Source organism: uncultured Neptuniibacter sp. (assembly GCF_947498015.1).
GTDB lineage: Bacteria > Pseudomonadota > Gammaproteobacteria > Pseudomonadales > Balneatricaceae > Neptuniibacter.
The window spans coordinates 277,771-300,058 of the sequence record NZ_CANMIR010000003.1 but is presented as its reverse complement, the minus strand read 5'-3'; the positions used below and the strand labels follow the sequence as shown (position 1 = coordinate 300,058).

Here is a 22,288-nt window from a genome sequence, read left to right as displayed (position 1 = left end):
TGAAACTATTGGAGATATATGATTTCCAGGCCGTTATATATATTACCCTGTATAGTCCTGGCCCAGCTTCTGGGCTCTTCGACCTGGTTCGCTGGTAACGCAATCCTTCCAATCCTTCAACAGCAGTGGGGCTTACCTGATTCAGCTGTGGCTCCCCTGACAAACTCGGTGCAGTTTGGCTTTATCGTGGGAGCATTACTCTTTTCTGTGCTGGCCCTCGCTGATCGTCTCTCTCCTCGCATACTCTTTTTTATCTGTGCCTGTGGTACCGCCGTATTTAACCTGTTGATCGCGTTCTGGGCTGATGATTTAAATCAGGTGCTTTTGTTGAGGTTTATGGGCGGTATGATGCTGGCGGGTGTGTATCCAGTCGGCATGAAAATCGCAACCGGGTGGTATCCTGAAGGGCTCGGGGTCGCATTAGGGTATCTGGTCGGTGCGCTGTCCGTGGGGACCTCATCTGCGCATTTCTTCTCATCTTTCTCCTTCGAGAGTTGGGAGCCAGTGATCTACCTCTCCAGTGGATGCGCCATCTTGGGTGGAATAATCATCCTGTTGTTTGTCCCCGATGGGCCTGCTCTGCATAAGGGGGGCGCGTTAAAACTCACTGACCTTTGGCAGGCGGTACGCTCTAAATCGCTACAGGCCTCTGCGGGTGGTTATTTTGGTCACATGTGGGAGTTGTATGCGGTTTGGGCGTTGCTGCCGTACTGGCTCAAAGCCTGGGAGGAGCTATCGGGCAGTGACATTAACATTCCTTTCTGGTCATTCTATATCATCGCCATTGGAGGATTAGGTTGTGTTGCTGGTGGGTATGCATCGAGGTTTGTTGGTAGTCGGAGGGTGGCGCTGTGGATGCTGGTTATTTCTGGAAGTTGCTGTCTGCTCTCCCCGATGATCATCGATCTTTCATTTGAGTTGATGCTTCTTTTCTGGAGTATCTGGGGGATCGCAGTGGTGACTGATTCACCGCAATTCTCGGCACTTTCGGCGCAAACAGCACCGAAAAAAGTGGTCGGGAGCGCGTTAACCATGATCAATGCGATTGGATTCACGATCACGATCATTGCTGTCCAGATCACCGCAATGCTTCTGGAACACCTGCCCGTCGAGTGGATTATGGTTCTGCTATTCCCTGGCCCTGTACTTGGGGCTATAAGCTTGATCCGGTTGAAGAGGTTGGTTCCTGCGCTCTGAGATTACCTATACGGCTGGTTAATAATTAGTTGATTGTCACTCGCCTAAAACAGGTGTATAAAAAATACTCAGTATTTTGTCTATTCGGCCGATAACGTCTTTAATACAGACAACAAACAGCAGGACTCATACCATGGCAATCGGTGATTACAGTAACTTTGGTGGTTACGTAAACAATGAATTGAAACCCAACAAAGAGGCAGATCAGCCATTTGGTAAACAGGTGTCTGCTGCTGCGCATGAAAAAAACGCTATCCGAAAAACTGAGCGAACGGAAAGTGCCACTGAGATCACAGAAGCCCCTGCTGATGTACAACAGGATCAGGCAATAATCGAATCCAATTTTGAAGCGGGTAGTTCAAATGCCGCTAGTGAGCCTTTGGTACTCACGTTGAATGCGGTTATTGCCAATATCAACGAGCAATTGCCCCCTGAGATGGGCACAATTGAAGAGAGCGTTGAAGCGGGGATTGATGTTTCACCTGAAGCAACCGCCGATCGCATTGTATCCCTGACCACTGCGATGTTTTCAGCCTATCAGGCAGCCAACCCAGATCTTGAGGGGGCTGCACTGGTCGACCAGTTTGTCGATGTTATTGGTGGCGGAATAGAGCAGGGGTTCAATGAAGCGCGTACCATTCTGGATGGTCTTAACGTATTAGAGGGTGATATCGCCTCCAATATCGATCTGACCTTTGAGCTGGTACAGCAAGGTCTGGAAAAGTTCCGCGTTGATAACGGCGGCACACCGTCTTCTACTGACCCATCTGAAGGCGAAGCTGTAGAGGCTACGGTGGACACCTCAACGCCAACCGATCCGGCTTCAGGCGACACTATCCTCACCTCTTCAGAAGCATAAAGAGTGATCAGATAAAAAGCCGCAGTCGCGGCTTTTTTGCGTTTATAGCGATATGCTCTTGTGTACACAAAGCGTTTACTTACACATTGGTTATTATCTTTACGGTACCTGCTCTGCTTGCGTTTATGGGGAACGCGTCTCATATTGAGTAGTGCTATAGGCAATGCCTTTTAGCCATTAACTGTCGTATCCGGTGAACCCATATCTTTTGATGGCATTTCAATATGAGTAGGCTCTTGAATTTTATACCCACTTTTCTACTGTTCACGCTTGTGAGTGGTTTTGTGCACGCTCAGGAAAGTTCTGCAGCACCGACTGAAGACTCCGAGTTTAATAAGCCGCTGTATAACCCTTTTATCGAGCGCTATGTTCTCGATGAACTTAAATCATTAAGACAAGACCTTCAGGCAACCAAGGCAGAGGTCAGTGAAAAAGTCGCTCATGCCCGATTGGACGCGTCAGACAGGGCGATCAGGTATACCGCCGATACGACAAATAATATCTTTTACATCATCACCGCTGCGGCCTCACTTCTTGTGCTACTGGGATGGAAGTCGATCACCGATATTAAAAACAGTGTGGAATCGACCACAACCAAGCGAGTAGAGGAGCTGACCACAGAGTATGAGGAGCGACTCAATAAGCTTGAGTCCACTTTGAAGGAGCGATCTAACCAGATTGTCACAGCTCAGAAAGTGTTGGCGGATAGTAATGTGGTTCACTCTCTGTGGATGAGAGCCGGTCTGGAAAAAAGTGATCAGGAAAAAATCAAAATTTACGATCAGATCCTTGAGATCAACTCAGATGATGTTGAAGCCCTAACCTATAAAGCGGATACACTGCTGGATATTGATGAGGATTCCTGGGCGATGTCTCTGGTTAACCAGGCCCTTGAGTTAGATAGTAACTACGCCTTAGCGTACTGGCAGAGAGCTTGTGCTAACGCAAAGCTCGGGCAGCATGAGGATGCGTTGACAGATATAGAAACGGCGCTGTCATTGTCTGCTAGTCTCAAAGATGAGCTCGTTGGCGAACGCTTCTTTGAAAGTCTGCAAGACAATGAGGCATTTCAGGTTTTGGCGGGGATTAACGAGCAGAAGAGTGAAGCTGAATCATAATCGGTTGATCGTCATGTTTAGAGATAGAAAAAAACCGCCTGAGTTCTTGGCGGTTTTTTGTTGCTGTCGTTTGTCACTAATGTCTTTCAGTACGCAACCCCATGACCAGACTGACGCACATCAATAACAGTACAATTGTAAAAGGCAATCCTGTTGAGATCGCTCCGGCTTGCAGCGCCTGAATCGCCTCAGTGCCACCGATCCAGAGGAGAGCCGCCGCAATAGCGCCTTCAATCGTTGCCCAGAAAATTCGCTGAGGAACCGGGGCATCGATCTTACCACCTGCTGTAATACTGTCGATTACGAGCGAGCCGGAGTCGGATGAGGTGATAAAGAAGACCAGCACCAGAATGATGGCAGTGATCGATAGGAAATTACCCCAGGGCAGTTCATCAAACATCTGGAACATTGCAAGAGGGACATCGGTTAATCCATCTTTACCCAGGGCTCCAACCGAGTTGATAACCTGATCGATCGCAATACCGCCATAGATAGACATCCATAAAATCGTGACCGCGGTCGGAACCAGTAAGACCGCAATAATAAACTCACGTATGGTTCGCCCTTTAGAAACACGTGCGATAAACATTCCTACAAAGGGTGACCAGGAGATCCACCAGGCCCAGTAGAACACAGTCCAGCCCTGGAACCAGGCTTCATCTTCGCGCCCATGAGGATTACTGAGCGGGATAATATTCTGTATATAAGCGCTGATGGTTGTACCCAGGTTGCCTACCGCTACAGAAAAACCGATCAGCGCAACTGCGATCAAGAGCAGGAATGCGATGATCATATTGATGTTACTCAATAGCTTAACGCCGCCCTCTATGCCACGTATCACGGAGAAGATCGCTAGTGCAGTCACCCCGATGATAATCATGATCTGCAACTCCAGCCCGCCTTCAAGGCCGAAGATATGTTTAAGGCCGGATGCCGCCTGTTGAGCGCCTAAACCTAATGAAGTCGCTAAGCCAAAGAGTGTTGCAAGTACCGCAAGAATATCGATGAGATGTCCAGCCCACCCCCAGGCACGATCACCAAGCAGCGGGTAGAAAATTGAACGTATCGATAGTGGAAGGCCCTTGTTGTAAGTGAAAAAAGCAAGGGAGAGTGCGACAACTGCATAGATCGCCCACGGATGTAATCCCCAGTGGTACATGGTAGCGCCCATGGCCATACTGGCAGCTTCAGGCGTATTCGCCTCAACCCCTAAAGGCGTTTCATACCAGCCTGTGAGGTAGGCTACCGGTTCGGCAACACTCCAGAACATCAGGCCGATACCCATACCTGCAGCGAAGAGCATCGCCAGCCAGGATAGGGTCGAGTGTTCAGCCACAGCCTCGGCTCCACCCAATCGAATCTTACCGAAAGGTGAAATCACCAGTGCCAAACAGAACAGTACAAAGATATTTCCAGCCCAGATAAACAGAACATCAAAGTTTTTGATGATGTCCCACTTAAGGCCGTCAAGTGCGGGTTTAGAGATCGCTGGATCGGTTACTAAGACAGCAACCAAAAATAGAAGAATCAGCCCAGTACTGATTACAAAAACAGGGTTATGTATATCAAATCCCCATTTCTGAATATTGTGTTGACCTACTTCGTAGTCGGTATTTTCAATACTGTATATATCTTGCTGTTCAAGCATTCATCCTCCCTGCCAGATTAAACATACTAAGTATTAAACCTTAGCATAGATATAGATCGGCATGGCTGCGAACCTTGGCAGTAACCAAGAACTAAGCATCCACCGTGAACGGATGCTTGCTCTCAGTAAGTGAGATCATGGGGGGTTACCTGCTATTTTTCTGTGGCCTGAATCCTGTTACAGCAAGCAGGGTAAAGAGCAGGGTAGTCCCAGCGGTAATGATCAGCGCATCACTATTCAGTTTCAGATAGAGCGCATAGCGCACCAGTTCAACCGCATGGGTAAAGGGATTGATCATGCAGATCCAGTAGAGCCATTCACTGGCCTCCTGCATCTTCCACAGCGGGTAGAGTGCTGAAGATAGGAAAAACATCGGGAAGATCACAAAGTTCATCACTCCGGCAAAATTTTCCAGTTGCCTAATACGTGTGGAGAGGAAAAGTCCCAGCGAGCTGAGGAGCAGGGCAACCAATAGCAGAGCTGGTAACACATACAGGTACCCCAGCAGCGGGGGTTCCACCTCGACTAAGAGTGCGATGGCGAGAAATGCATAGACCTGAGTCAGAGAGATCAGGGCGGTGGCAGTCATCTTGCACAGCAGCAGATAGGGGCGGGGGAGCGGGCTCATCAGGAGCACACGCATACTGCCCATCTCCCGGTCATACACCATGGAAAGACTACTCTGCATCCCATTGAACAGTAAAATCATGCAGCACAGACCCGGTGCGATATAGGTTTCATAGGTGATGTAAGTGTCGTAGGGCTGGATAATTGAGATACCCAGCGCAGCCCTGAATCCCGCTGCAAACACAACCAGCCATAATAACGGCCTGACCAGCGCGCTCAGAAAACGGGATCGCTGCTGAACAAACCGCAGAAACTCACGGACCAGAATCCCTTTAAAGCAGTGCCAGCTACTGATGAGGTTCATACTGACTCCTGTTGGGGAAGGGTGGTTAGGTGGTGGAATGCATCCGAGATCGTATTTTGCCCTGAAAGTGAGAGTAGCGTTGCTGCCCTATCATCAACCAGCAAGCAGCCCTTATGGAGCAGAATGATCGAATCATCCTCGTTGATCTCCTCCATCAGATGGGTTGCCCAGAGTACGGTCAGGTTCTCCTCCTCACAGAGTTTACGCACGTGATGATTCAGGGAGCGGCGTGTTTGCGGGTCGAGTCCGACGGTGGGTTCATCCAGCAGGAGAATTTCGGGGCGATGCAGGAGGGCACGTGCAATTTCAACACGGCGCCTGTGACCCCCGTTCAGCGCACGGACTTTGTCATGCGCCCGGTCGGACATCTCCATTCGTTGTAGTTCTGTATCGATCCGCTGGCGAGCATCCCGACTGGATATACCGTGGAGAGATGCGTGGTAGAGCAAGTTCTGCGCAACAGTCAGATCAAGATCCAGCGTACTCTGCTGGAAAACCACGCCGATGCGGCGCATCAGGCTGGCAGGTTGTCGCCGGATACTGGCGTCATCGATCCGAATATCCCCTTGCTGTAGGGCATTTAAACGTGTGATCAGCGAAAAGAGCGTAGATTTACCCGCCCCGTTAGGGCCTAGCAGTCCGTGAAAGCCACCCCGGTTGAGGGTGAAGCTGATATCTTGTAATGCCTGCCTTGGACCGTAGCGAAAGCTGATTGAATCTACGCTAATACTCATTAGGTTCTCATCGTCGGTTAAATTCGGTTAACAGCAAAGGGGAGAGAGCTATGGTTTAACTTTTACGCCCCATGGGTAGCGCCCCACCTTGATACTCTTAACGGCTTTCATCTTATCCATGTCGATTACCGATACATCTCCACTGATACCGTTGGTGGTGAGTAGAAGACTCTGATCATGATTGAAATCCATATGCCAAACGCGCCGACCAACCAGAATATAGTCGACCACCTCATGGGTCTTAGCATCTATAACCGCTACATGGTTGGCGGGGCCTAGTGCAACAAACGCATATTTACCGTTGTCAGAGAGTTTCACGCCAACTGGCTGGATCTTATCGCGGTGAACACCTTTGATCTCGAAACTGATCTTTTTCATGATCTGGCGACTGGCAACATCAATGACAGATACGGTGCCGCCAATCTCAGAGCTGGCCCATAGCACACTGCTATCTTTACTGAACTCAACGTGGCGAGGGCGCTGATCAACCAATGTGTTATCGACCAGCTGATAGGTCGTTGTATCGATCCAGTGAACCATATTGGTGGTTTCACTGGTGTTGACCGCAATCTTACCATCAGGGCTGACCGCCATCCCTTCCGGTTCTACGCCCACATCGATCTGGGCCAGCACTTCACTGGTTTCTGTATCAACGATGGTCACCAGCGCATCATCTTCATTGGAGATGTAGAGATGTCTGTCATTTGGGTGCAGCGCAAACTGCTCCGGGTCTTCACCGGATGGAAGCTCTTTAATGATCGTTTTGGTCGCCAGATCCATCACCTGAACAGTGTCGGAATCTGAAGCGCAGATATAAAGCTTGCTGTAGTCTTTCGAAAACAGAATACCGCGAGGGCGTTCACCGACATCGAGTGTTTCAGTGACATCCATGGTTTCTAGATCGATGATGGAGATAGTGTCATCTTTCTCGTTAGATACGTACGCAAGTTCAGCCTGTGCGCAGGTGGTCGCCAGCAAAATAGCTGAAGCTAAGGGGGTTAACAGATGTTTAAGTTTCATGGTTGCTCCAGTATCTACGATGGGTTACTACAGTTAACTTCAGCTCTGTCGAAGCCAAGGGTGTCGAGTTCATTAGTCGGGTGAAGGAAGCCTTCCTGAGGTGACTGAGACACCAGCGAACGTGGATGCACCAGCGGGATCGGTTGGCGCAGCTGTCCATTCCAGTCGCGATAATTGAGTTTACGACCTTTAAAACCAGCCAATTCAAATTGATCAGAACGGATGTAGTTATAGATCATTCCGGTGTCATCGGAACGGGTCCGGGTCACTGCTTCCGCGATACTGCGGACAGCGGCCCAGGCTGCATAATCTTTGCTGGTCATCCAGCGGCCCGTGAGTTTATCGAACCGGCTTTGCAGCTGCGCGGCTCCCCACTGTTCGACGACCCGGTGCCAGGCGACCGGCGTCAGCCCCTGTGTGCCGATCACCGGCCGAGGGTACCAGGTGTTAAAGAGTACATATTCGCCGAAATCACCTCGTTCATCGGCTACAAAGACCACATCGTACTCTTTCGTCTGAGTGAACAGTGGCATCTCCCGTTGTGCTGTGCGACGAAGATCGCTATCAAAAGACCACGCTTTCTCAGCCACAACTTTGATCCCGAAGCGTTTGGCTGCCCGCTTAAACGCAGCAGTATACGCTTTGTCATCTCTGTTATTTCCGCTGATGATCAGAACTTTGTTTAAGCGTTTGGCCTTTAACCACTGGGCCAGCGCATCTGTCAGCATCGCCCGACTGGGTAGGGTATGGAGAACGTTAGCAATGCAGCGGTCAGATCTCAAAGCATCAGCTGGGCTGCCGGCATTGAACAGAACTGCATCATCGGGCAGATGTGATTGCAATTTGAGAAGGGTATCTGCCGGGGTATTGGTAACAAAAAAACGAACGCCGCTCTGGTAGAGCTGATCTGTTTTCTGGATCAGGCGATCAGGGTCATCATCACGGACCGGTTGTAACTGATAGTGATGTTTGAGAAAACGGCCAGTGGTATTGCTATCGTTAATAGCTAACTCCGTCCCCTTCAAACCTGAATCTTCGGGCTCCGGCAGGATATTAGATAAAACGGGGCCCTGATCAATCTCCTGATGAAGGTAGCCGATACTGATCTCCAGATTAGCAAGGCACTGTGGTACGAAACTGATTGCAGCCGTAAGCGTGATTGCAGATAGAGATGACTGTCGTAAACGCATAGTAAGTCACTGTCGTTATTATGATTACAGTCAGCATAAGTGGGAATTCGTGATCTCGGAATATGAAGAAAGTAGAAATCAATTAGTACCGAAGTAGCATTCTTTTACCCAATACGATCTTTAGCATAAAGCACAAGTATCTAAGACAACCCGATTAGGAATAAGAACTATGCGCTTAATTAAAACAATAATGGTGACAGGTATGGCCGCTGCAATAGCTGTTTCCAGTAGTGTAGCGGTTGCTAAGGGAGATCTTACACGCCGTCCGACAAAACTTCCGGATCTTGTTTTAGGGACTGAAGACAACCGTTACTACCTGTCAGAAAAAGAGTACAACCTGGAGACGGGTAAGTCGTACAAACTGAAGATCATCTCCAGCGGTCAGACTGAGTACGCGCTGCAGGCCCCTGAGTTTTTTACATCGATCTTCTTACGTAAAGTAGAAGCGGGTGATATGGAGATTAAAGCGGTCGGCCTGACAGAGCTTGAGTTCGAGCAGGAAGGCGAAGCGGAGATCTATTTCGTGCCGATAAAACCCGGTAAATTTGAGTTCTACTCTGAGGGGCTTGAGATCAAAGGGATGGAGGGCGTTTTTAACGTTCAATAAACCCAGCTGTTCCTCTGGGGCTGGTCAGATCCTTTCCTTCCTGATCAGCCTTACCTCTTGATTTCCTTCCTGAAATTTTCACATCTCCCTATATAAACAACTCATAAGCGCCTATGCTGTTAACAGTCCTGCCTTTCAAGTAGGATTGGCCGGGAATAGCGTTGTGGAGATGGCATGAAAATTTTAATTACCGATGATCACTCAGTTGTCCGTCAGGGCTATGCTAGCCTTTTACCGACGGTTATTGAGCCCTGTGAAATCATTGAGGCTTCCAGTGGTGAAGAGGCGATCGAAAAGTTTACCAGCCACTCACCTGATCTCCTTATCATGGATGTAAACCTGCCGGGTGTGAGCGGTATTGAAGCGGCAACTCAGATCCTTAAAGATCAACCTGACGCTAAAATTCTATTTTTCAGCATGTATGACGAAGCTCCCATCGTAAAACAGGCGCTTGATGCTGGTGCCATGGGCTACATCACCAAATCGGGTTCACCCAAGGTGCTGCTAGAAGCCGTAACTAAGATCAATCGTGGCGAGATCTTTATCGAATATGATCTGGTGATGAAGTTGGCCCTCAACACTCAGGATGTTGCCGACGAGCGCTTAAGAGAACTGACTCAGCGTGAGTTTGAAGTTTTTGTCATGCTGGCTCGTGGCCAGAGCAACCAGCATATCGCTGATACCCTCAACATCAGTATCAAAACCGTGTCTAACTACGTCACAACACTGAAAAGTAAGCTCAGTCTCTCATCGACAGCGGAGCTCGTTCATATGGCGGTAGAGGCTGGCGTTGTTAAGTTTGCGCCAGGACCATCAGAGTAGCTCAATACATCTGCCGGGTAGGATTTACTACTTAAGTTCATACGTATTTAGCCCGTTCGGGGCATTCTTCTAAGACAGTACTCATTTGCATACTAAAGCTATCAAACTAGATAGGTATGCAGATGGGTGCTGTATTTCGATTAAACCTGCTGGTGGCTTTGGTCTTTCTGGTCGCGTCACTGATTACGCTTTACGCAATATTGCTGCAGGCGAGCAAAGATATCTCCCGGGAAGTGACGGCAGGTGTCAGTTTTACCCATCGCCTGATGAGCGCTGCTGCCAATGATGAGATCCTGCTTGCGCAACTGGTTGATGGCGGTAGCGTTCGTCATGTTGTTCTGAAAATGTCTGATGGCAATATCTCTCCACTCTCTCAAAAGTTACTGGATGCTCATAAAGAGCCCAGTGATATACCTGCTTGGTTTACGGATCTGATACCCGGTCTACAAAAGTTAGAGGAGAAGCATTACTTCCGCTATCTGCCAGATGGGAGAGTGTTGCATCTCAGGGGCAATATCGAGGATGAGTTAGAGGAGGTCTGGGAGTCGGTGCAGTTGGTTTTACTGCTGTTTTTACTGAGTGCAGTGATCTCCAATCTTGCGATCTCCTGGGGTGTTAAGCGTGGGATCAAGCCTGTTTCAGACTTTGTGAATGCTCTAGGTGCTATCAAAAATGGGCAATATTGCGCCAGAATGGAAAGTTATTCCATTCGTGAAATCAACGAGTTATCAGGGTATTTTAATGCGATGGCTCATTCTTTGGAAAAGGCAGAGGGTGAGAACCGGGCATTAACGCAGGAACTGATCCGCGTACAGGAGGCTGAGCGAGCCTATCTTGCCAGAGAGCTTCATGATGACCTTGGCCAATACCTGACAGGGATACGTGCACAAGCCTATCTGGTAGCCGCATCCAAAGATAATCCCTCCCTGATAGGGCACGTGGGTGAGCAGATCTCACAACACTGTGACTCTATGCAGACGAGCTTCCGCAAACTGATTCAGAATTTACACCCCGTAGCCCTTGAGCGAGTGAGTGTGCTTGAAGCGATCAGGTTGCTGGTTTCACAGTGGCAGACTACCCATAAGATCCACGTACAGTTGGATCTTCCTATGCACCTGCCAGAGCTGGAAGATGAGCGTAAAACCCACGTCTACAGGATCTTGCAGGAAGCGCTGACAAATATTGCAAAACATGCCGGTGCGACGGCGGTTTATCTGGGGGTTGCGCTTGACCGGTCAGATAACTGTACGGTGCTGGTTAAAGATGATGGTCAGGGGATGTGTAGTCCTGCAATGTCAGGGCTTGGCATTCGTTCAATGAAGGAGCGCGCGCATTTCCTGCATGGAGCGCTTGATATTAAGACGACTGAGTCTGAAGGGTGCAGCGTGAAACTAAGTTTCCCAGTATGCGTAAAGGAGTGCGTGTGAAAATTTTAATTGCAGATGATCATGCCGTTGTTCGGCGAGGCTATACCAGCTTACTTTCAACCATTTTTGCGCCTTGTGAGGTTGCTGATGCGGGTACGGCTGAGGAGGCGATCAAAATTAATCGAAGGCAATGCCCTGATATCATCATACTGGATATGAATATCCATGGGGTTAACGGTGTCGATATCGCCAGGGAGATGTTACAGGATCAGCCAGACGCAAAAATACTGATGTTCTCCATGCATGATGAACTGCCTATTCTGGAAGCGTCACTGGCTGTGGGGGTCAAAGGGTATATCACGAAGCGTTCCCCGCCAGAGGTGTTGATCGAGGCGGTCAAGAAAATAACCGCTGGAGAACCCTACATTGAGGATGAGTTGATGGAGCGATTAGCAGGTTCTATCTCTGAGCAGGCGCAATCTCGTATCGATTCAATGACAACAAGGGAATATGCCATTTTTGCTGCGCTTGTGAAGGGTGATAGTAGCCATGAAATTGCACGCAATTTAAATATCAGTACTAAGACAGTTTCCAATTACACGGCTATACTGAAAAACAAACTTAATATCGGCTCAACAGCTGAATTTGTACACTATGCAATTCAGGCTGGAGTTTTGAAGTTTGGCTGTAACAAGGCAGTGCCTGAGACCCTCCAACACTAATTGATCTGTTTAATAAATGAGTGGTTTCAGACCTCTCTTTTTGTAGCTACAGCAACCCTTTATTAGTTGTCGCTGATGTAGTTTAATGCGTGATCGTTAAACCAGCAGTAATGACTTAAAAATGGATTTGTTGTCATGAATTTCAGATACAGAACGTGCGTTTCTAAATGCGATATTGTCGAGAAGGCCAAACAGATTTTGGTCTTTAACGGAGTTAAAAAACAGTTTCCCCATCTGAAAGGGGAAGTGTATGAGAGCAAGATTAAGCTCCACGCGAAAGGGAATTGGCCTGGGAATGGTGAGTTTACAGGGTTTGTGCAGGAGATCGATGGGAAAACCTACGTAGTGGGTGACTACAACTCCCCAGCCAAATCTACTCTCACAGGAATGGTCATTGGAGTTCCCCTTGCGTTTCTTTTCTTCTCCGGAAACTTTGATTACGCGGCTGGGGTGATTGCCAGTTTTGCTTTGATCGGTTATCTGAACGTTAAACTTGATCATATTCGTATTACCAAATTTATCAGACATATCGCCAGACCTGCGTAAGTTATGCATTAGGTTTGGTATCTCATCTCCCTGATATTTATCAGCAGGGCACCGTTTCTTTGTGTCCTGCAATTTTCCCCAATCTCTCCGTTAAGTGGATATCGGCAAGTTTGCATCTAAGGTGATCTACACCCTAGGTACTGTTTTTGAGGCCCGTTTCTACACCTAAAGTGCCCTCAAGGGTGGCAATTCCTACCAAGGGAGTAGTTTTTGAAACCCAAAGTACAATTCTGAGCCATTTTGCCCTCGCAATATCATATAGACATCACTGCGGAGGTGTGTGGCTTCCGCTTTAGAAACGAGATTCGCACCTGTTTCGTTAAGAGCGAAAAACCCGATCTGTTATTAGAGCGTTTTCTCGGGTGGCGAAAAGTATAAAAACTAAGTGGTGAAATTAAGATGTCTATCAATAAAAAGCTATTGGGTTTAACTGCGGCAGGTATGTTTACTGCTGTCCTTTCCGGCCAGATCATGGCGCATGGTGATGTTACTCCACAGAACGTTGATGTCGCTGGTCTGACACCACTTGGCGAAGAGTGGTTGGAACAGAATCCATATAACGAAGAGTATGAGAACCGTGAACTTGCCGTACAGATCGGTACCTCTGCGTACACACAGAACTGTGCACGCTGCCACGGTCTTGATGCAATCTCTGGAGGTATCGCGCCAGATCTTCGTTACCTTGAGCCGGGAATCGAAGGTGATGAGTGGTATCAGTATCGTGTAGTGAACGGTGCGGTTCGTGATGGCCGTGTCTACATGCCTAAAATGGCAGAGCACCTGAGCCAGGAAGCGCTTTGGGCTATTCGTGCATACCTGGAAACACGTTATACCGATGAATAAATTCACTGTAATTAGCACTGCAGTCTTCACTTGCGCCAGCCTGCTTAGCAGCCTGGCGCAAGCGCGTTATTACGATGACGTGATCGACAGTGGTTATATCAAAGTGGGTTTTTATCGAGATTTCCCGCCGTATTCCTATATCGAAAATGGTCAGCCTACCGGGGTTGATGTGGAAGTAGGGAAGCGGATCGCCAAGGGGTTGGGTGTAACCTTTAAACCTCATTGGATTACACCGGATGAAAATCTTGATGATGATCTGAGAAATAATGTCTGGAAAGGGCACTATCTCGATAAGAATGAAGAGCAGCCTCTGGCGCTTAAGAACCTTGCAGATGTGATGATGCGCGTGCCCTATGACCGTGAATACAGCTACATGCAGGATTCAACCGGTGCGGTGATCAACGAAATGGTTGTGATGTTTGGCCCCTATCAGCGTGAAAGCTGGCAGGTGGTTTATGACAGCACCAAACTGGATAACGTCTCCACAGTTGCTGTGTTCCAGTATCACCCGATCGGTGTAGAGATCGATAGCCTGCCTGCGTTCTATCTGACCTCGGCCTTTGGTGGTCGTATGCGTGATAAAACCCATCACTTTAGCAATGCGCGAGAAGCGTTCAGCGGGATGCAATCCGGAAAAGTGGATGCTGTGATGGCGATGCGTGCAGAGGTTGACTGGCTGGTCTCTCAACAGAGTGAAAGTAAATATAAGCTCGGTGAAAACGGCTATCCGATGATGGGTAAGCAGAAATGGGATATCGGTATGGCGATCAAACACACCTATCGCCAGTTGGGTTACGCCATAGAGGAGGTTGTTGACGGTATGGTTCGTTCCGGCGAGATGGAAGCGATCTATCAGCGTTATGGCCTACGTTATGAGCTACCGGCACTCTATCAGGAGGTTGCAAAGCAGCCTTAGACGCCACAGTAACCTGATCCGTCACAATAAAAATAAGAGGGATGAGATGATGAAACGCACAATAGCTGCTCTGTTTTTAAGCGCAGCAGTTCCCACGCTGGCCCTGGCTGCAGAGCCTGATCCATTGGAGTCCCCGTTGTGGGACTATATGCGCCAGCAGTTTATTGGACAGGACCCATACAGATTTGATGATCGGATCAAAGTTAATCTGCCTGAGTTTGCAGAAGATCCGACGCAGGTGCCTGTGACCGTGGATGCCGAAGCGCTGAAAGGGAATATTCAGCGCATTGTCGCCTGGGCAGATCTCAACCCGATCCAGCATATCTTTACCTATTACCCCCACCCGCAGATTATTCCTCGTGTCTCTTTACGGATAAAAGTCCAGCAGGGCACCGCAATTCGTGCAGCAGTACTGACCAAAGAGGGTGTTTGGCATGTTGGTGGCAGTTACCTTGATGCCGCCGGGGGTGGCTGTACAACCCCCAGTGCTGCAGCGGGTAACCCCTACTGGGAGAGCCATCTGGGTGAGATGAAAAGTAAGTTCTTCCCCAGAGAGCAAGGCGGCCGCTATAAGTTTAAAGTGATCCATCCTATGGATACGGGCTTAGTAGATGCGATCCCTGAGTTCTATATCGAGCAGGTTGTGGTTCGATCAGATCAGGGAGATGATCTTGCACGCTTAAAGCTCTCACAGCCGGTGAGCGAAAACCCAGTCATTACCTTTGATGTGCGTGATAACACACAAAAACACTCGGTCTGGTTGCGTGACAACGGTGGTAACGAATTTGAGCAGGCGTTATAGGAGGTGATATGAGGAACTTAGTCAGCTTCATGATAGCCATCATATCGGTGCTGTCGCTTACAGCTACTGCGGCGCCGCTTGAGTACAAACTACAGGCTGAGCAGGTGGCAGAAGATACCTGGGTACTGGTAGGCAAACTTGAGGATTTTAGTAACAAAAATGGCGGGAATATCGTCAATACGGGATTTATAGTCACGGATGAGGGAGTGGTCGTTATCGATACCGGTCCCTCATTAAAGTATGGCAGAGCTATGCGTAAGGTGATCGCTACCGTGACAGATAAGCCGATCCGATATGTCTTCAATACCCATCATCACCCTGACCACTTTCTGGGGAATCAGGCGTTTAGTGATCTGCCGATACTGTCACTGCCCAAAACCAAGGTTCAGTTAGCACAGCATGGGGATGCATTTGCTGAGAATATGTACCGCATGATCGGGGATTGGATGCGCTCAACAGAGGTAAAACTGCCGACTGAAACCGTCGAACCCGGGGTGCTAGCACTTGGCGGTCATGAGCTGCAATTGATGGCATACAGCGGTCATACCGGATCAGATCTGGTGATTTTTGATAAGAAGACCGGCGTGCTGTTCTCATCTGATATTGTTTTCTACCAGCGGGCGTTAACCACACCGCATACACCGGGCCTCAAAGTCTGGTTGGAGGAGATAAGAGAGATGAAGGCTTTCAACTTCAAACTGATGGTTCCTGGGCATGGGCCGGTGGTCAAAGGGATGGAAGCGCTTGAGCAGATGGAGGGATATCTGGCCTGGCTGGACGAAACGCTGTCGGCAGCTGCAGAGTCGGGTATGAGTATGACCGAGGTGATCCGCATTCCAATCAAAGAGGAGTACCGTACTGTTGCGTTAAGCCAGCGGGAGTTTGAGCGCACCGTGGCGCATATCTACGCCCGCTATGAGGAGGCGGTATTCTGAAGAGAAGGCGCTCATCTGAGCGCCTTATTTTTTTATACAGATCGGCCCAGCATTCTTTTCATTGTGCCATCTTTATCGATCAGGCTGTGTTTCAGAGCACCGACAACATGTAAAACGATGGCCGCAATAATCAAGTTTGCACCTACACCATGAACGATGTGACCCAGTCCTCCTAGCCACTCTATCTCAGCCCCTTTAGCGATCAGTTCAACGCCAAAGAATGCGACAGGGTAGCCACCACCGACTGACATCATTACACCAGAAACAGGCATTAACACAGTGCCTGCCAGCAGAATGATATGAGTGCCCGAAGCGATACGGCTTTGCCAGGTGGTAGGCGGGGTAAGCGGCTGCGGGAAGCCGGTGCGTAGTGTGTTGAATATACGCAGAATTGCTAAGAGCAGAACCAAAATCCCGAAAGATTTGTGTAACCCGATCAGGTCACCTTTATCTGCAGAGCGGGGCAGCTCCTCCAGATAGATCCCGAAAGCAAGACTGCCAATCATAAGGATCGCAATGATCCAGTGAAGGCCGATCATCGGTTTAGGTAGCTGTGTTGAGTGTTGCATCATTCTCTCCCTGTAAATTTTGCCTGATTATCCGGCAAACCCTTCAGTGAGATAAGACCTTAGTATGTAAAGCTATGTAAATCTGTGTAAAGAAACAAAATAGAGACTGCACAGACCTCTTCAGATGTTTGAAATCATGACCTGCACAGGTGTAGAAACACCGCTGTAGCCCCCGTGGCGTCGATGCTTTCTGGTATTACTACCAAGTGATGAGAAAACTACTTCCGCTGTTTAATTGTTGAAAAAACGGTAAAGCCAAACAATTGCTACATGATTCGGGAAAATTTCCCGGCTCTCTCCTGAACGCCAATAAAAATATCCGTAGAGGAGCGTACAATGAAAACATTCGCACTGTCTGCCTTAGTTGCAGCGATGACTGTTGCGGGCACGGCACAAGCTGGTGTTACTGATAAAGACATCATTAACGACCAGATGACTCCAGAAGATGTTGTAACGAATGGTATGGGCCCTCGCGGCCAGCGTTACAGCCCAATGGACAAAATCAACACGAAAACTGTTAAAGATATGCGTCCTGTCTGGGCGTTCTCTTTCGGCGGTGAAAAACAGCGTGGTCAGGAATCACAGCCAATTGTTAAAGATGGTGTAATGTACGTTACAGCATCTTATTCTCGTGTTTTCGCAGTCGACACTAATACAGGTGAAGAGCTGTGGGAATACAATGCACGTCTACCTGATGGCATCATGCCTTGCTGTGACGTAATCAACCGTGGTGTAGCCCTGTATGATGATCTTGTGATCTTCGGTACGCTGGACGCTAAACTGGTCGCGCTAAACGCTAAGACCGGTAAAGTAGTCTGGAAGAAGAAGGTTGAAGACTACAAAGCAGGTTACTCTATCACTGCGGCACCTCTGATCGCGAAAGGTAAAGTGATCACAGGTGTATCCGGTGGTGAATTCGGTATCGTAGGTAAAGTTGAAGCGTACGATGCGAAGACCGGTAAACTGGCGTGGACTCGTCCAACCGTTGAAGGTCACATGGGTTACATCTGGAAAGATGGCAAGAAAACCGAAAACGGAATCTCCGGTGGTCAGGCAGGTAAAACATGGCCTGGCGATCTATGGAAGTCCGGTGGTGCTGCAACATGGTTGGGCGGTACCTACGATCCTGACGTAGACCTGCTGTTCTTCGGTACAGGTAACCCTGCACCATGGAACTCTCACCTGCGTCCTGGTGATAACCTGTTCTCCTCTTCACGTCTGGCGATCGATCCTGATACCGGCAAAATCGTATGGCACTTCCAGACTACGCCACACGATGGTTGGGATTACGATGGTGTAAACGAGCTGGTTTCCTTCGACTACAAAGCTAACGGCAAAACAGTTAAAGCAGCAGCAACGGCTGACCGTAACGGCTTCATGTATGTCCTGAACCGTGAGAACGGTGACTTCATCCGTGGTTTCCCATTTGTAGACAAGATCACCTGGGCTAAAGGACTTGATCCTAAGACCGGTCGTCCAATCTATGATGATGCAAACCGTCCGGGCAACCCAGCTAACTCCAAAGATGGCAAGAAAGGTAAGTCCGTTCTGGCGATCCCATCCTTCCTGGGTGGTAAAAACTGGATGCCAATCGCATACAGCCAGGATACTGAGCTGTTCTACGTTCCTTCAAACGAATGGGCGATGGATATCTGGAATGAGCCAACTGCATACAAGAAAGGTGCAGCGTACTTAGGTGCAGGCTTTACCATCAAACCAATGAACGACGAGTACATCGGTGTTCTGCGTGCGATGGATCCTAAAACCGGTAAAGAGGTATGGCGTTACAAAAACTACGCACCTCTTTGGGGTGGTGTACTGGCAACAAAAGGTAATCTGGTATTCTTCGGTACACCAGAGGGTTACCTGAAAGGCCTGAACGCTAAGACCGGTAAAGTTGAATATGAGTTCAACACAGGTTCCGGTATCGTTGGCTCTCCAGTAACTTGGGAGCAGAACGGCGAGCAGTACCTATCTGTAGTATCCGGATGGGGTGGTGCAGTACCTCTATGGGGTGGTGAAGTGGCTAAACGTGTTAAACACCTGAACCAGGGTGGCACTGTTTGGACATTCAAACTACCAAAATAAGCGATGCTTATGACTGGGCACTAACCTGTTAGTGTCCAGCCTGTCCCAGCATAAAAAGCCAGCCTCGTGCTGGCTTTTTTGTTTCAGCTTCCCCGTCCTGAATCACCCAGATCAATAGGTATAACATCCCTTTGTGCTTCCGGTTTGTAGGAGCGGTGTCCCACCGCGATATTTCACTGAATCCCAAACCCGAGCCGTACATCATTTTCGCACATGCGAGGTGTTCACCCTGAAGATGGGAAAATAAAGATCGAATCTCTGTTTGCGTTAACACCACGGGCAGTTTTTTGGGTGTTTGAGCACGACTGAAATCCCCCAGATCGAGGGTATTCTCATCCCATTTAAGAAAGCGTTTATACAGATACATCACGGCATTTAATGCTGTTTTCTGCGTGGATGGGGTCACCTTCTGTGTTAACGCAAGATGCTCAAGGTATTGAACGATGTGGTGCTTATTCAGGTTGTTGGGATGTTGGCGGTTATGGAATCGGATATAACCCAGTATCCAGTAAATGTACGTCTTTTCTGTACGTTTACTATAGTTACGGGCCCTAAGATGGTCCCTTAGCGATTGTATAAAAGGGGAAGTCATAGCATATCCTTATGCTGTTTTTATATACAGTATTTCATCTGGTGGATGCATGTGCAAGGATATACGGACACTATTGTACTTTTCTCCATGGAGGAGAAAGCCTCGGGCAGGGAAAGCTCATTCAGATCAAATAGATACAAGCGATCCCTGATTTTAATTCAAGAAGATATACCTCAAGTTGTCGTAATTAAACACGACACTCTGACGTATATTTAGCTGTTATATGGTTTAAGTTGACACCAACAAGTCAGATTGAAAACTTGGATATGAAATGAAAGAAATACTAGATAAATTTGCCAGAGCACAGGAAAGCCTCGTTACTCAACAATCTGATTTCTCACTTTCGGCAATAGCGGAGATGGTTAGGTTTGAGTCAATAGATATAACCCCGCATTATCAAAGAAGAGATCGTTGGCATATCGAGAAACAGTCAGCATTAATTGAGTCCTTTCTTCTAAATATACCCGTTCCACCTGTTTATCTCTCCGAAGATGAATATGGCACATATACGGTTATCGATGGAAAGCAAAGGATAACAGCCATTTACGAATTTCTATCTGGAAGATTCAAATTAAAGGATTTGAAAGAAGTTCCCGAGCTAAACGGTTTTACATTTGAGCAGCTGCCTGCTCAATTAAAGAGAGCACTTTCTATTAGGCCATTCATGCGTGTAATAACGCTACTCAAACAATCTGATCCAGAATTGAAATATGAAGTTTTCTTGAGGCTAAATACTGGTGGGGAGAAGTTGAAAGCTCAAGAGATTAGAAATGTTGCGTTCGCAGGCCCATTAAATGACTTGCTTTTTGAGCTATCTGAAAATGAATTTTTAAAATCGAAGTTAAAGATAACTTCAAATAAGTCAGCTGCATATAGAAGCATGGATGACCTGGAACTAGTTTTAAGGTTTTTTACAATTCATAGTCGATGGGAGAACTTTGGTAAAAAAATATCTGTGGCAATGGATGACTTTATGGCTGAATATCAGGATAAAAAAGTCAATGAGCTGCGGGAGCTTTTTCAATACTCGATAGAAGGCTGCCAGAAGCTATGGGGAGATTTTTCTTTTCAAAAACCATTGAATAATGGCTGGAGAGAACAACTTATCGCCCCTCTTTTTGATGCCCAAATGGTAGCCGTTTCTCTTATAGATCCGGCTAGGATTCAGGAGCTGGACGGAGCGCAAGATGCCATCCTATCTGCAACCAGAGATTTATATGAAAATGATCCTGAGTTTCATAAAGCTGTGACACAAGCTACAGGTGACACACTAGCCATTAGAAATCGAGTATCAAAGCTAAAAGATATGCTTGAAACTGTTGAGGTTTGACATGCCTTCAGCAAAGACAGACTTTATTGAGCGTATCAGGTGTCTTGATTCTTCAATTGAAACGGATGCTGTTCAGAACAGAGCATTAACTGAGAGAGAGCATAACTCAATTGCGAGAATGCTCAGAAACGGACTAGCAGTAGTGAGCTTTGCATCGTTAGAGGATTTTATTAAAAAACGATCTTCAGAAGCCATGGAAGAAGTCAGCAGATGTACCATCGCATTTGTCGAGTTGCCAGAGAAATTGCAAAGAGCAGCAACATACGAGGTGCTTTCAGCATTGAATTACCAGTTGGGCCTAATGGATAAAGACGATAAGCCTTCATATATTCAAGATCATGCTCTTAAAATTTCGTCCACAGCAACTCCAAACTATGAATTGTCTAGTCATACATTTGCTCATTCTCAAGCCAATATAAGCAATACCGTAATAGGAGATATTCTGAAATCTTTTAATGTTGAAGACCCGTGGCGTCAAATGTCAAAAATTTCATCTGATCTAGGGTTGACTGCAACGTTATCGTTGGCTGAGATATTCAAGAGTGCCTCGTTGAGAAGACACAAAGCGGCACATGTTGCCGGAGCAGATACACCACCGACAGATATTAAGCAATTTGTGAAAGAGGCGTTCGCTATAGCGATAACATTTGACGCTTTGCTCTCAAAAGCAATTCATAAGCTACTAGAGAATGATGACGACTTTGTTAGGAATGGCGTAAAGCTTAGAGCCAACGATATAGAATTCAGAACTATTAAATTTGTTGATAATAAATGGAAAGAGTATAGGGGAAGTAGTGTTCGCGCATTTAGGACTTCAAATGATTTCGATTCTCTATCGAGAGAAGCTAGGCGTAGAGCTCTATCATCGAAGGAATTGCTCGTCGAATTTGATGAGGCAGGATTAGTAAGCGGATGGGAGTGCCTGTGATGACACCATATAACAAGGCGCTGCTGTCGGACAAATTTTCCGCTCCGCTCCAAATTTGCCGCAGAGCGCGGCGTTAGAGGAATAAATAAACATGGAATTGTTATTAGGTTTTGGAAGGCTCAACAGAGTACGTTTTCTTGCTTACACGAATATTGTATTTGGCTTTCTAATATTGGTAGTTTTAAGCATTACCACTCTATTTCCAAGCGGAGATCATACAAATATTTCCCTAGTATTTGGTGGGCTAGGTTTAATTATTGGATGTAAATTTGCAGTTCAGCGTTATCACGACGTTGGAGCTAATGGTTTCTGGTCAATCTCCTACCTAACCCCAGGGCAACCCTTAGTTTATTTGATTTTAGGTAGTGTCCCAGGGGACAAAGCGGAAAATAAGTACGGCACCCCTAACCCTGAAAACAGTCCTTTACTTTGGTTCTTTGCCATTTTTCCATTAATTACTGTTACAAGTTGCATTTTATGGTTCCAACTTTCCCTCTAACAAAGAAAGCCATCCGACGCATGCT

Annotated in this window: 23 protein-coding genes; 16 read left to right on the top strand and 7 right to left on the bottom strand. The window is 47.6% G+C overall.

Annotation, left to right across the window (positions count from 1 at the left end):
* The first annotated feature begins 18 nt into the window (after window positions 1-18).
* From Q0882_RS05680 to Q0882_RS05670, 3 genes are all read left to right on the top strand, one after another.
* Window positions 19-1,197 carry an MFS transporter gene (locus tag Q0882_RS05680; protein WP_299178973.1) on the top strand — a complete coding sequence of 393 codons (1,179 nt, stop codon included), beginning with the start codon at window positions 19-21 and terminating at the stop codon, window positions 1,195-1,197.
* 133 nt (window positions 1,198-1,330) lie between these two features.
* Window positions 1,331-2,056: a DUF5610 domain-containing protein gene (locus tag Q0882_RS05675; protein ID WP_299178971.1), complete on the top strand. Its 726-nt coding sequence runs from the start codon at window positions 1,331-1,333 to the stop codon at window positions 2,054-2,056.
* 224 nt (window positions 2,057-2,280) lie between these two features.
* Entirely contained in the window at window positions 2,281-3,174 is an 894-nt protein-coding gene (locus tag Q0882_RS05670) for a tetratricopeptide repeat protein (RefSeq protein WP_299178969.1), read from the top strand.
* Between the two features lie 76 nt (window positions 3,175-3,250).
* On the opposite strand, the gene Q0882_RS05665 is transcribed toward Q0882_RS05670, so the two are convergent.
* From Q0882_RS05665 to Q0882_RS05645, 5 genes are all read right to left on the bottom strand, one after another.
* Complete coding sequence (locus tag Q0882_RS05665) at window positions 3,251-4,822, bottom strand: BCCT family transporter (RefSeq protein ID WP_299178967.1); 1,572 nt, start codon at window positions 4,820-4,822, stop codon at window positions 3,251-3,253.
* Between the two features lie 145 nt (window positions 4,823-4,967).
* On the bottom strand, window positions 4,968-5,753 hold the full coding sequence (locus Q0882_RS05660) for an ABC transporter permease (protein ID WP_299178965.1): 786 nt from the start codon (window positions 5,751-5,753) through the stop codon (window positions 4,968-4,970).
* A complete protein-coding gene (locus tag Q0882_RS05655; RefSeq protein WP_299178963.1) occupies window positions 5,750-6,487 on the bottom strand; it encodes an ABC transporter ATP-binding protein in 738 nt (245 codons plus the stop codon). The genes Q0882_RS05660 and Q0882_RS05655 overlap by 4 nt, the downstream gene beginning before the upstream one ends.
* A 48-nt stretch (window positions 6,488-6,535) precedes the next feature.
* Window positions 6,536-7,507: a YVTN family beta-propeller repeat protein gene (locus Q0882_RS05650; protein WP_299178961.1), complete on the bottom strand. Its 972-nt coding sequence runs from the start codon at window positions 7,505-7,507 to the stop codon at window positions 6,536-6,538.
* 14 nt (window positions 7,508-7,521) lie between these two features.
* Window positions 7,522-8,697, bottom strand: coding sequence for an ABC transporter substrate-binding protein (locus tag Q0882_RS05645; RefSeq protein ID WP_299178959.1), 1,176 nt, complete (start codon window positions 8,695-8,697; stop codon window positions 7,522-7,524).
* Between the two features lie 169 nt (window positions 8,698-8,866).
* Here Q0882_RS05645 and Q0882_RS05640 point away from each other — a divergent pair, with 169 nt between their 5' ends.
* From Q0882_RS05640 to Q0882_RS05600, 9 genes are all read left to right on the top strand, one after another.
* Window positions 8,867-9,304: a copper-binding protein gene (locus tag Q0882_RS05640; RefSeq protein WP_299178957.1), complete on the top strand. Its 438-nt coding sequence runs from the start codon at window positions 8,867-8,869 to the stop codon at window positions 9,302-9,304.
* 174 nt (window positions 9,305-9,478) lie between these two features.
* Window positions 9,479-10,126, top strand: coding sequence for a response regulator transcription factor (locus tag Q0882_RS05635; RefSeq protein ID WP_299178955.1), 648 nt, complete (start codon window positions 9,479-9,481; stop codon window positions 10,124-10,126).
* Between the two features lie 122 nt (window positions 10,127-10,248).
* Complete coding sequence (locus Q0882_RS05630) at window positions 10,249-11,553, top strand: histidine kinase (protein ID WP_299178953.1); 1,305 nt, start codon at window positions 10,249-10,251, stop codon at window positions 11,551-11,553.
* On the top strand, window positions 11,550-12,215 hold the full coding sequence (locus tag Q0882_RS05625; protein WP_299178951.1) for a response regulator transcription factor: 666 nt from the start codon (window positions 11,550-11,552) through the stop codon (window positions 12,213-12,215). The genes Q0882_RS05630 and Q0882_RS05625 overlap by 4 nt, the downstream gene beginning before the upstream one ends.
* 135 nt (window positions 12,216-12,350) lie before the next feature.
* A complete protein-coding gene (locus Q0882_RS05620; protein WP_299178949.1) occupies window positions 12,351-12,761 on the top strand; it encodes a hypothetical protein in 411 nt (136 codons plus the stop codon).
* Between the two features lie 399 nt (window positions 12,762-13,160).
* Window positions 13,161-13,604 (top strand): cytochrome c-550 PedF, encoded by a 444-nt coding sequence (pedF, locus tag Q0882_RS05615; RefSeq protein ID WP_299178947.1) that lies wholly within the window; start codon window positions 13,161-13,163, stop codon window positions 13,602-13,604.
* Entirely contained in the window at window positions 13,597-14,520 is a 924-nt protein-coding gene (locus Q0882_RS05610) for an ABC transporter substrate-binding protein (protein ID WP_299178945.1), read from the top strand. The genes pedF and Q0882_RS05610 overlap by 8 nt, the downstream gene beginning before the upstream one ends.
* Before the next feature lie 46 nt (window positions 14,521-14,566).
* The gene (locus tag Q0882_RS05605) at window positions 14,567-15,322 is read left to right on the top strand and encodes a quinoprotein dehydrogenase-associated SoxYZ-like carrier (RefSeq protein ID WP_299178943.1); all 756 of its coding nucleotides are present in this window, start codon (window positions 14,567-14,569) and stop codon (window positions 15,320-15,322) included.
* A gap of 8 nt (window positions 15,323-15,330) precedes the next feature.
* Window positions 15,331-16,257: a quinoprotein relay system zinc metallohydrolase 1 gene (locus Q0882_RS05600; protein ID WP_299178941.1), complete on the top strand. Its 927-nt coding sequence runs from the start codon at window positions 15,331-15,333 to the stop codon at window positions 16,255-16,257.
* Window positions 16,258-16,289: 32 nt separating this feature from the next.
* Here the strand turns inward: Q0882_RS05600 and Q0882_RS05595 are convergent, their stop codons facing one another.
* Complete coding sequence (locus Q0882_RS05595; protein WP_299178939.1) at window positions 16,290-16,829, bottom strand: cytochrome b; 540 nt, start codon at window positions 16,827-16,829, stop codon at window positions 16,290-16,292.
* Between the two features lie 333 nt (window positions 16,830-17,162).
* Here Q0882_RS05595 and Q0882_RS05590 point away from each other — a divergent pair, with 333 nt between their 5' ends.
* The gene (locus tag Q0882_RS05590) at window positions 17,163-18,914 is read left to right on the top strand and encodes a PQQ-dependent methanol/ethanol family dehydrogenase (RefSeq protein WP_299178937.1); all 1,752 of its coding nucleotides are present in this window, start codon (window positions 17,163-17,165) and stop codon (window positions 18,912-18,914) included.
* A 28-nt stretch (window positions 18,915-18,942) separates the two neighbouring features.
* Here Q0882_RS05590 and Q0882_RS05585 read toward each other — a convergent pair whose 3' ends face one another.
* The gene (locus Q0882_RS05585; protein ID WP_299178935.1) at window positions 18,943-19,506 is read right to left on the bottom strand and encodes a site-specific integrase; all 564 of its coding nucleotides are present in this window, start codon (window positions 19,504-19,506) and stop codon (window positions 18,943-18,945) included.
* Window positions 19,507-19,777: 271 nt separating this feature from the next.
* Between Q0882_RS05585 and Q0882_RS05580 the strand changes: the two genes are divergently transcribed.
* The 3 genes from Q0882_RS05580 (at window position 19,778) to Q0882_RS05570 (ending at window position 22,263) form a co-directional block, all read left to right on the top strand.
* Window positions 19,778-20,836 (top strand): DUF262 domain-containing protein, encoded by a 1,059-nt coding sequence (locus Q0882_RS05580; protein ID WP_299178933.1) that lies wholly within the window; start codon window positions 19,778-19,780, stop codon window positions 20,834-20,836.
* A 1-nt stretch (window position 20,837) separates the two neighbouring features.
* Window positions 20,838-21,764, top strand: coding sequence for a HEPN domain-containing protein (locus Q0882_RS05575; RefSeq protein WP_299178931.1), 927 nt, complete (start codon window positions 20,838-20,840; stop codon window positions 21,762-21,764).
* Window positions 21,765-21,855: 91 nt separating this feature from the next.
* Window positions 21,856-22,263 carry a DUF805 domain-containing protein gene (locus Q0882_RS05570; RefSeq protein ID WP_299178930.1) on the top strand — a complete coding sequence of 136 codons (408 nt, stop codon included), beginning with the start codon at window positions 21,856-21,858 and terminating at the stop codon, window positions 22,261-22,263.
* Window positions 22,264-22,288 lie beyond the last annotated feature (25 nt).

Excerpts from the sequence above, each read along its gene's own strand:
- Q0882_RS05670 (WP_299178969.1), top strand. The coding sequence starts at position 2,281 with ATGAGTAGGCTCTTGAATTTTATACCCACTTTTCTACTGTTCACGCTT.
- Q0882_RS05630 (WP_299178953.1), top strand. The coding sequence starts at position 10,249 with ATGGGTGCTGTATTTCGATTAAACCTGCTGGTGGCTTTGGTCTTTCTG.
- Q0882_RS05660 (WP_299178965.1), bottom strand. The coding sequence starts at position 5,753 with ATGAACCTCATCAGTAGCTGGCACTGCTTTAAAGGGATTCTGGTCCGT.
- Q0882_RS05570 (WP_299178930.1), top strand. The coding sequence starts at position 21,856 with ATGGAATTGTTATTAGGTTTTGGAAGGCTCAACAGAGTACGTTTTCTT.
- Q0882_RS05680 (WP_299178973.1), top strand. The coding sequence starts at position 19 with ATGATTTCCAGGCCGTTATATATATTACCCTGTATAGTCCTGGCCCAG.
- Q0882_RS05605 (WP_299178943.1), top strand. The coding sequence starts at position 14,567 with ATGATGAAACGCACAATAGCTGCTCTGTTTTTAAGCGCAGCAGTTCCC.
- Q0882_RS05580 (WP_299178933.1), top strand. The coding sequence starts at position 19,778 with ATGAAAGAAATACTAGATAAATTTGCCAGAGCACAGGAAAGCCTCGTT.
- Q0882_RS05620 (WP_299178949.1), top strand. The coding sequence starts at position 12,351 with ATGAATTTCAGATACAGAACGTGCGTTTCTAAATGCGATATTGTCGAG.
- Q0882_RS05645 (WP_299178959.1), bottom strand. The coding sequence starts at position 8,697 with ATGCGTTTACGACAGTCATCTCTATCTGCAATCACGCTTACGGCTGCA.
- Q0882_RS05590 (WP_299178937.1), top strand. The coding sequence starts at position 17,163 with ATGAAAACATTCGCACTGTCTGCCTTAGTTGCAGCGATGACTGTTGCG.
- Q0882_RS05640 (WP_299178957.1), top strand. The coding sequence starts at position 8,867 with ATGCGCTTAATTAAAACAATAATGGTGACAGGTATGGCCGCTGCAATA.
- Q0882_RS05650 (WP_299178961.1), bottom strand. The coding sequence starts at position 7,507 with ATGAAACTTAAACATCTGTTAACCCCCTTAGCTTCAGCTATTTTGCTG.
- pedF (WP_299178947.1), top strand. The coding sequence starts at position 13,161 with ATGTCTATCAATAAAAAGCTATTGGGTTTAACTGCGGCAGGTATGTTT.
- Q0882_RS05595 (WP_299178939.1), bottom strand. The coding sequence starts at position 16,829 with ATGATGCAACACTCAACACAGCTACCTAAACCGATGATCGGCCTTCAC.
- Q0882_RS05600 (WP_299178941.1), top strand. The coding sequence starts at position 15,331 with ATGAGGAACTTAGTCAGCTTCATGATAGCCATCATATCGGTGCTGTCG.
- Q0882_RS05575 (WP_299178931.1), top strand. The coding sequence starts at position 20,838 with ATGCCTTCAGCAAAGACAGACTTTATTGAGCGTATCAGGTGTCTTGAT.
- Q0882_RS05585 (WP_299178935.1), bottom strand. The coding sequence starts at position 19,506 with ATGACTTCCCCTTTTATACAATCGCTAAGGGACCATCTTAGGGCCCGT.
- Q0882_RS05655 (WP_299178963.1), bottom strand. The coding sequence starts at position 6,487 with ATGAGTATTAGCGTAGATTCAATCAGCTTTCGCTACGGTCCAAGGCAG.
- Q0882_RS05665 (WP_299178967.1), bottom strand. The coding sequence starts at position 4,822 with ATGCTTGAACAGCAAGATATATACAGTATTGAAAATACCGACTACGAA.
- Q0882_RS05675 (WP_299178971.1), top strand. The coding sequence starts at position 1,331 with ATGGCAATCGGTGATTACAGTAACTTTGGTGGTTACGTAAACAATGAA.
- Q0882_RS05610 (WP_299178945.1), top strand. The coding sequence starts at position 13,597 with ATGAATAAATTCACTGTAATTAGCACTGCAGTCTTCACTTGCGCCAGC.
- Q0882_RS05635 (WP_299178955.1), top strand. The coding sequence starts at position 9,479 with ATGAAAATTTTAATTACCGATGATCACTCAGTTGTCCGTCAGGGCTAT.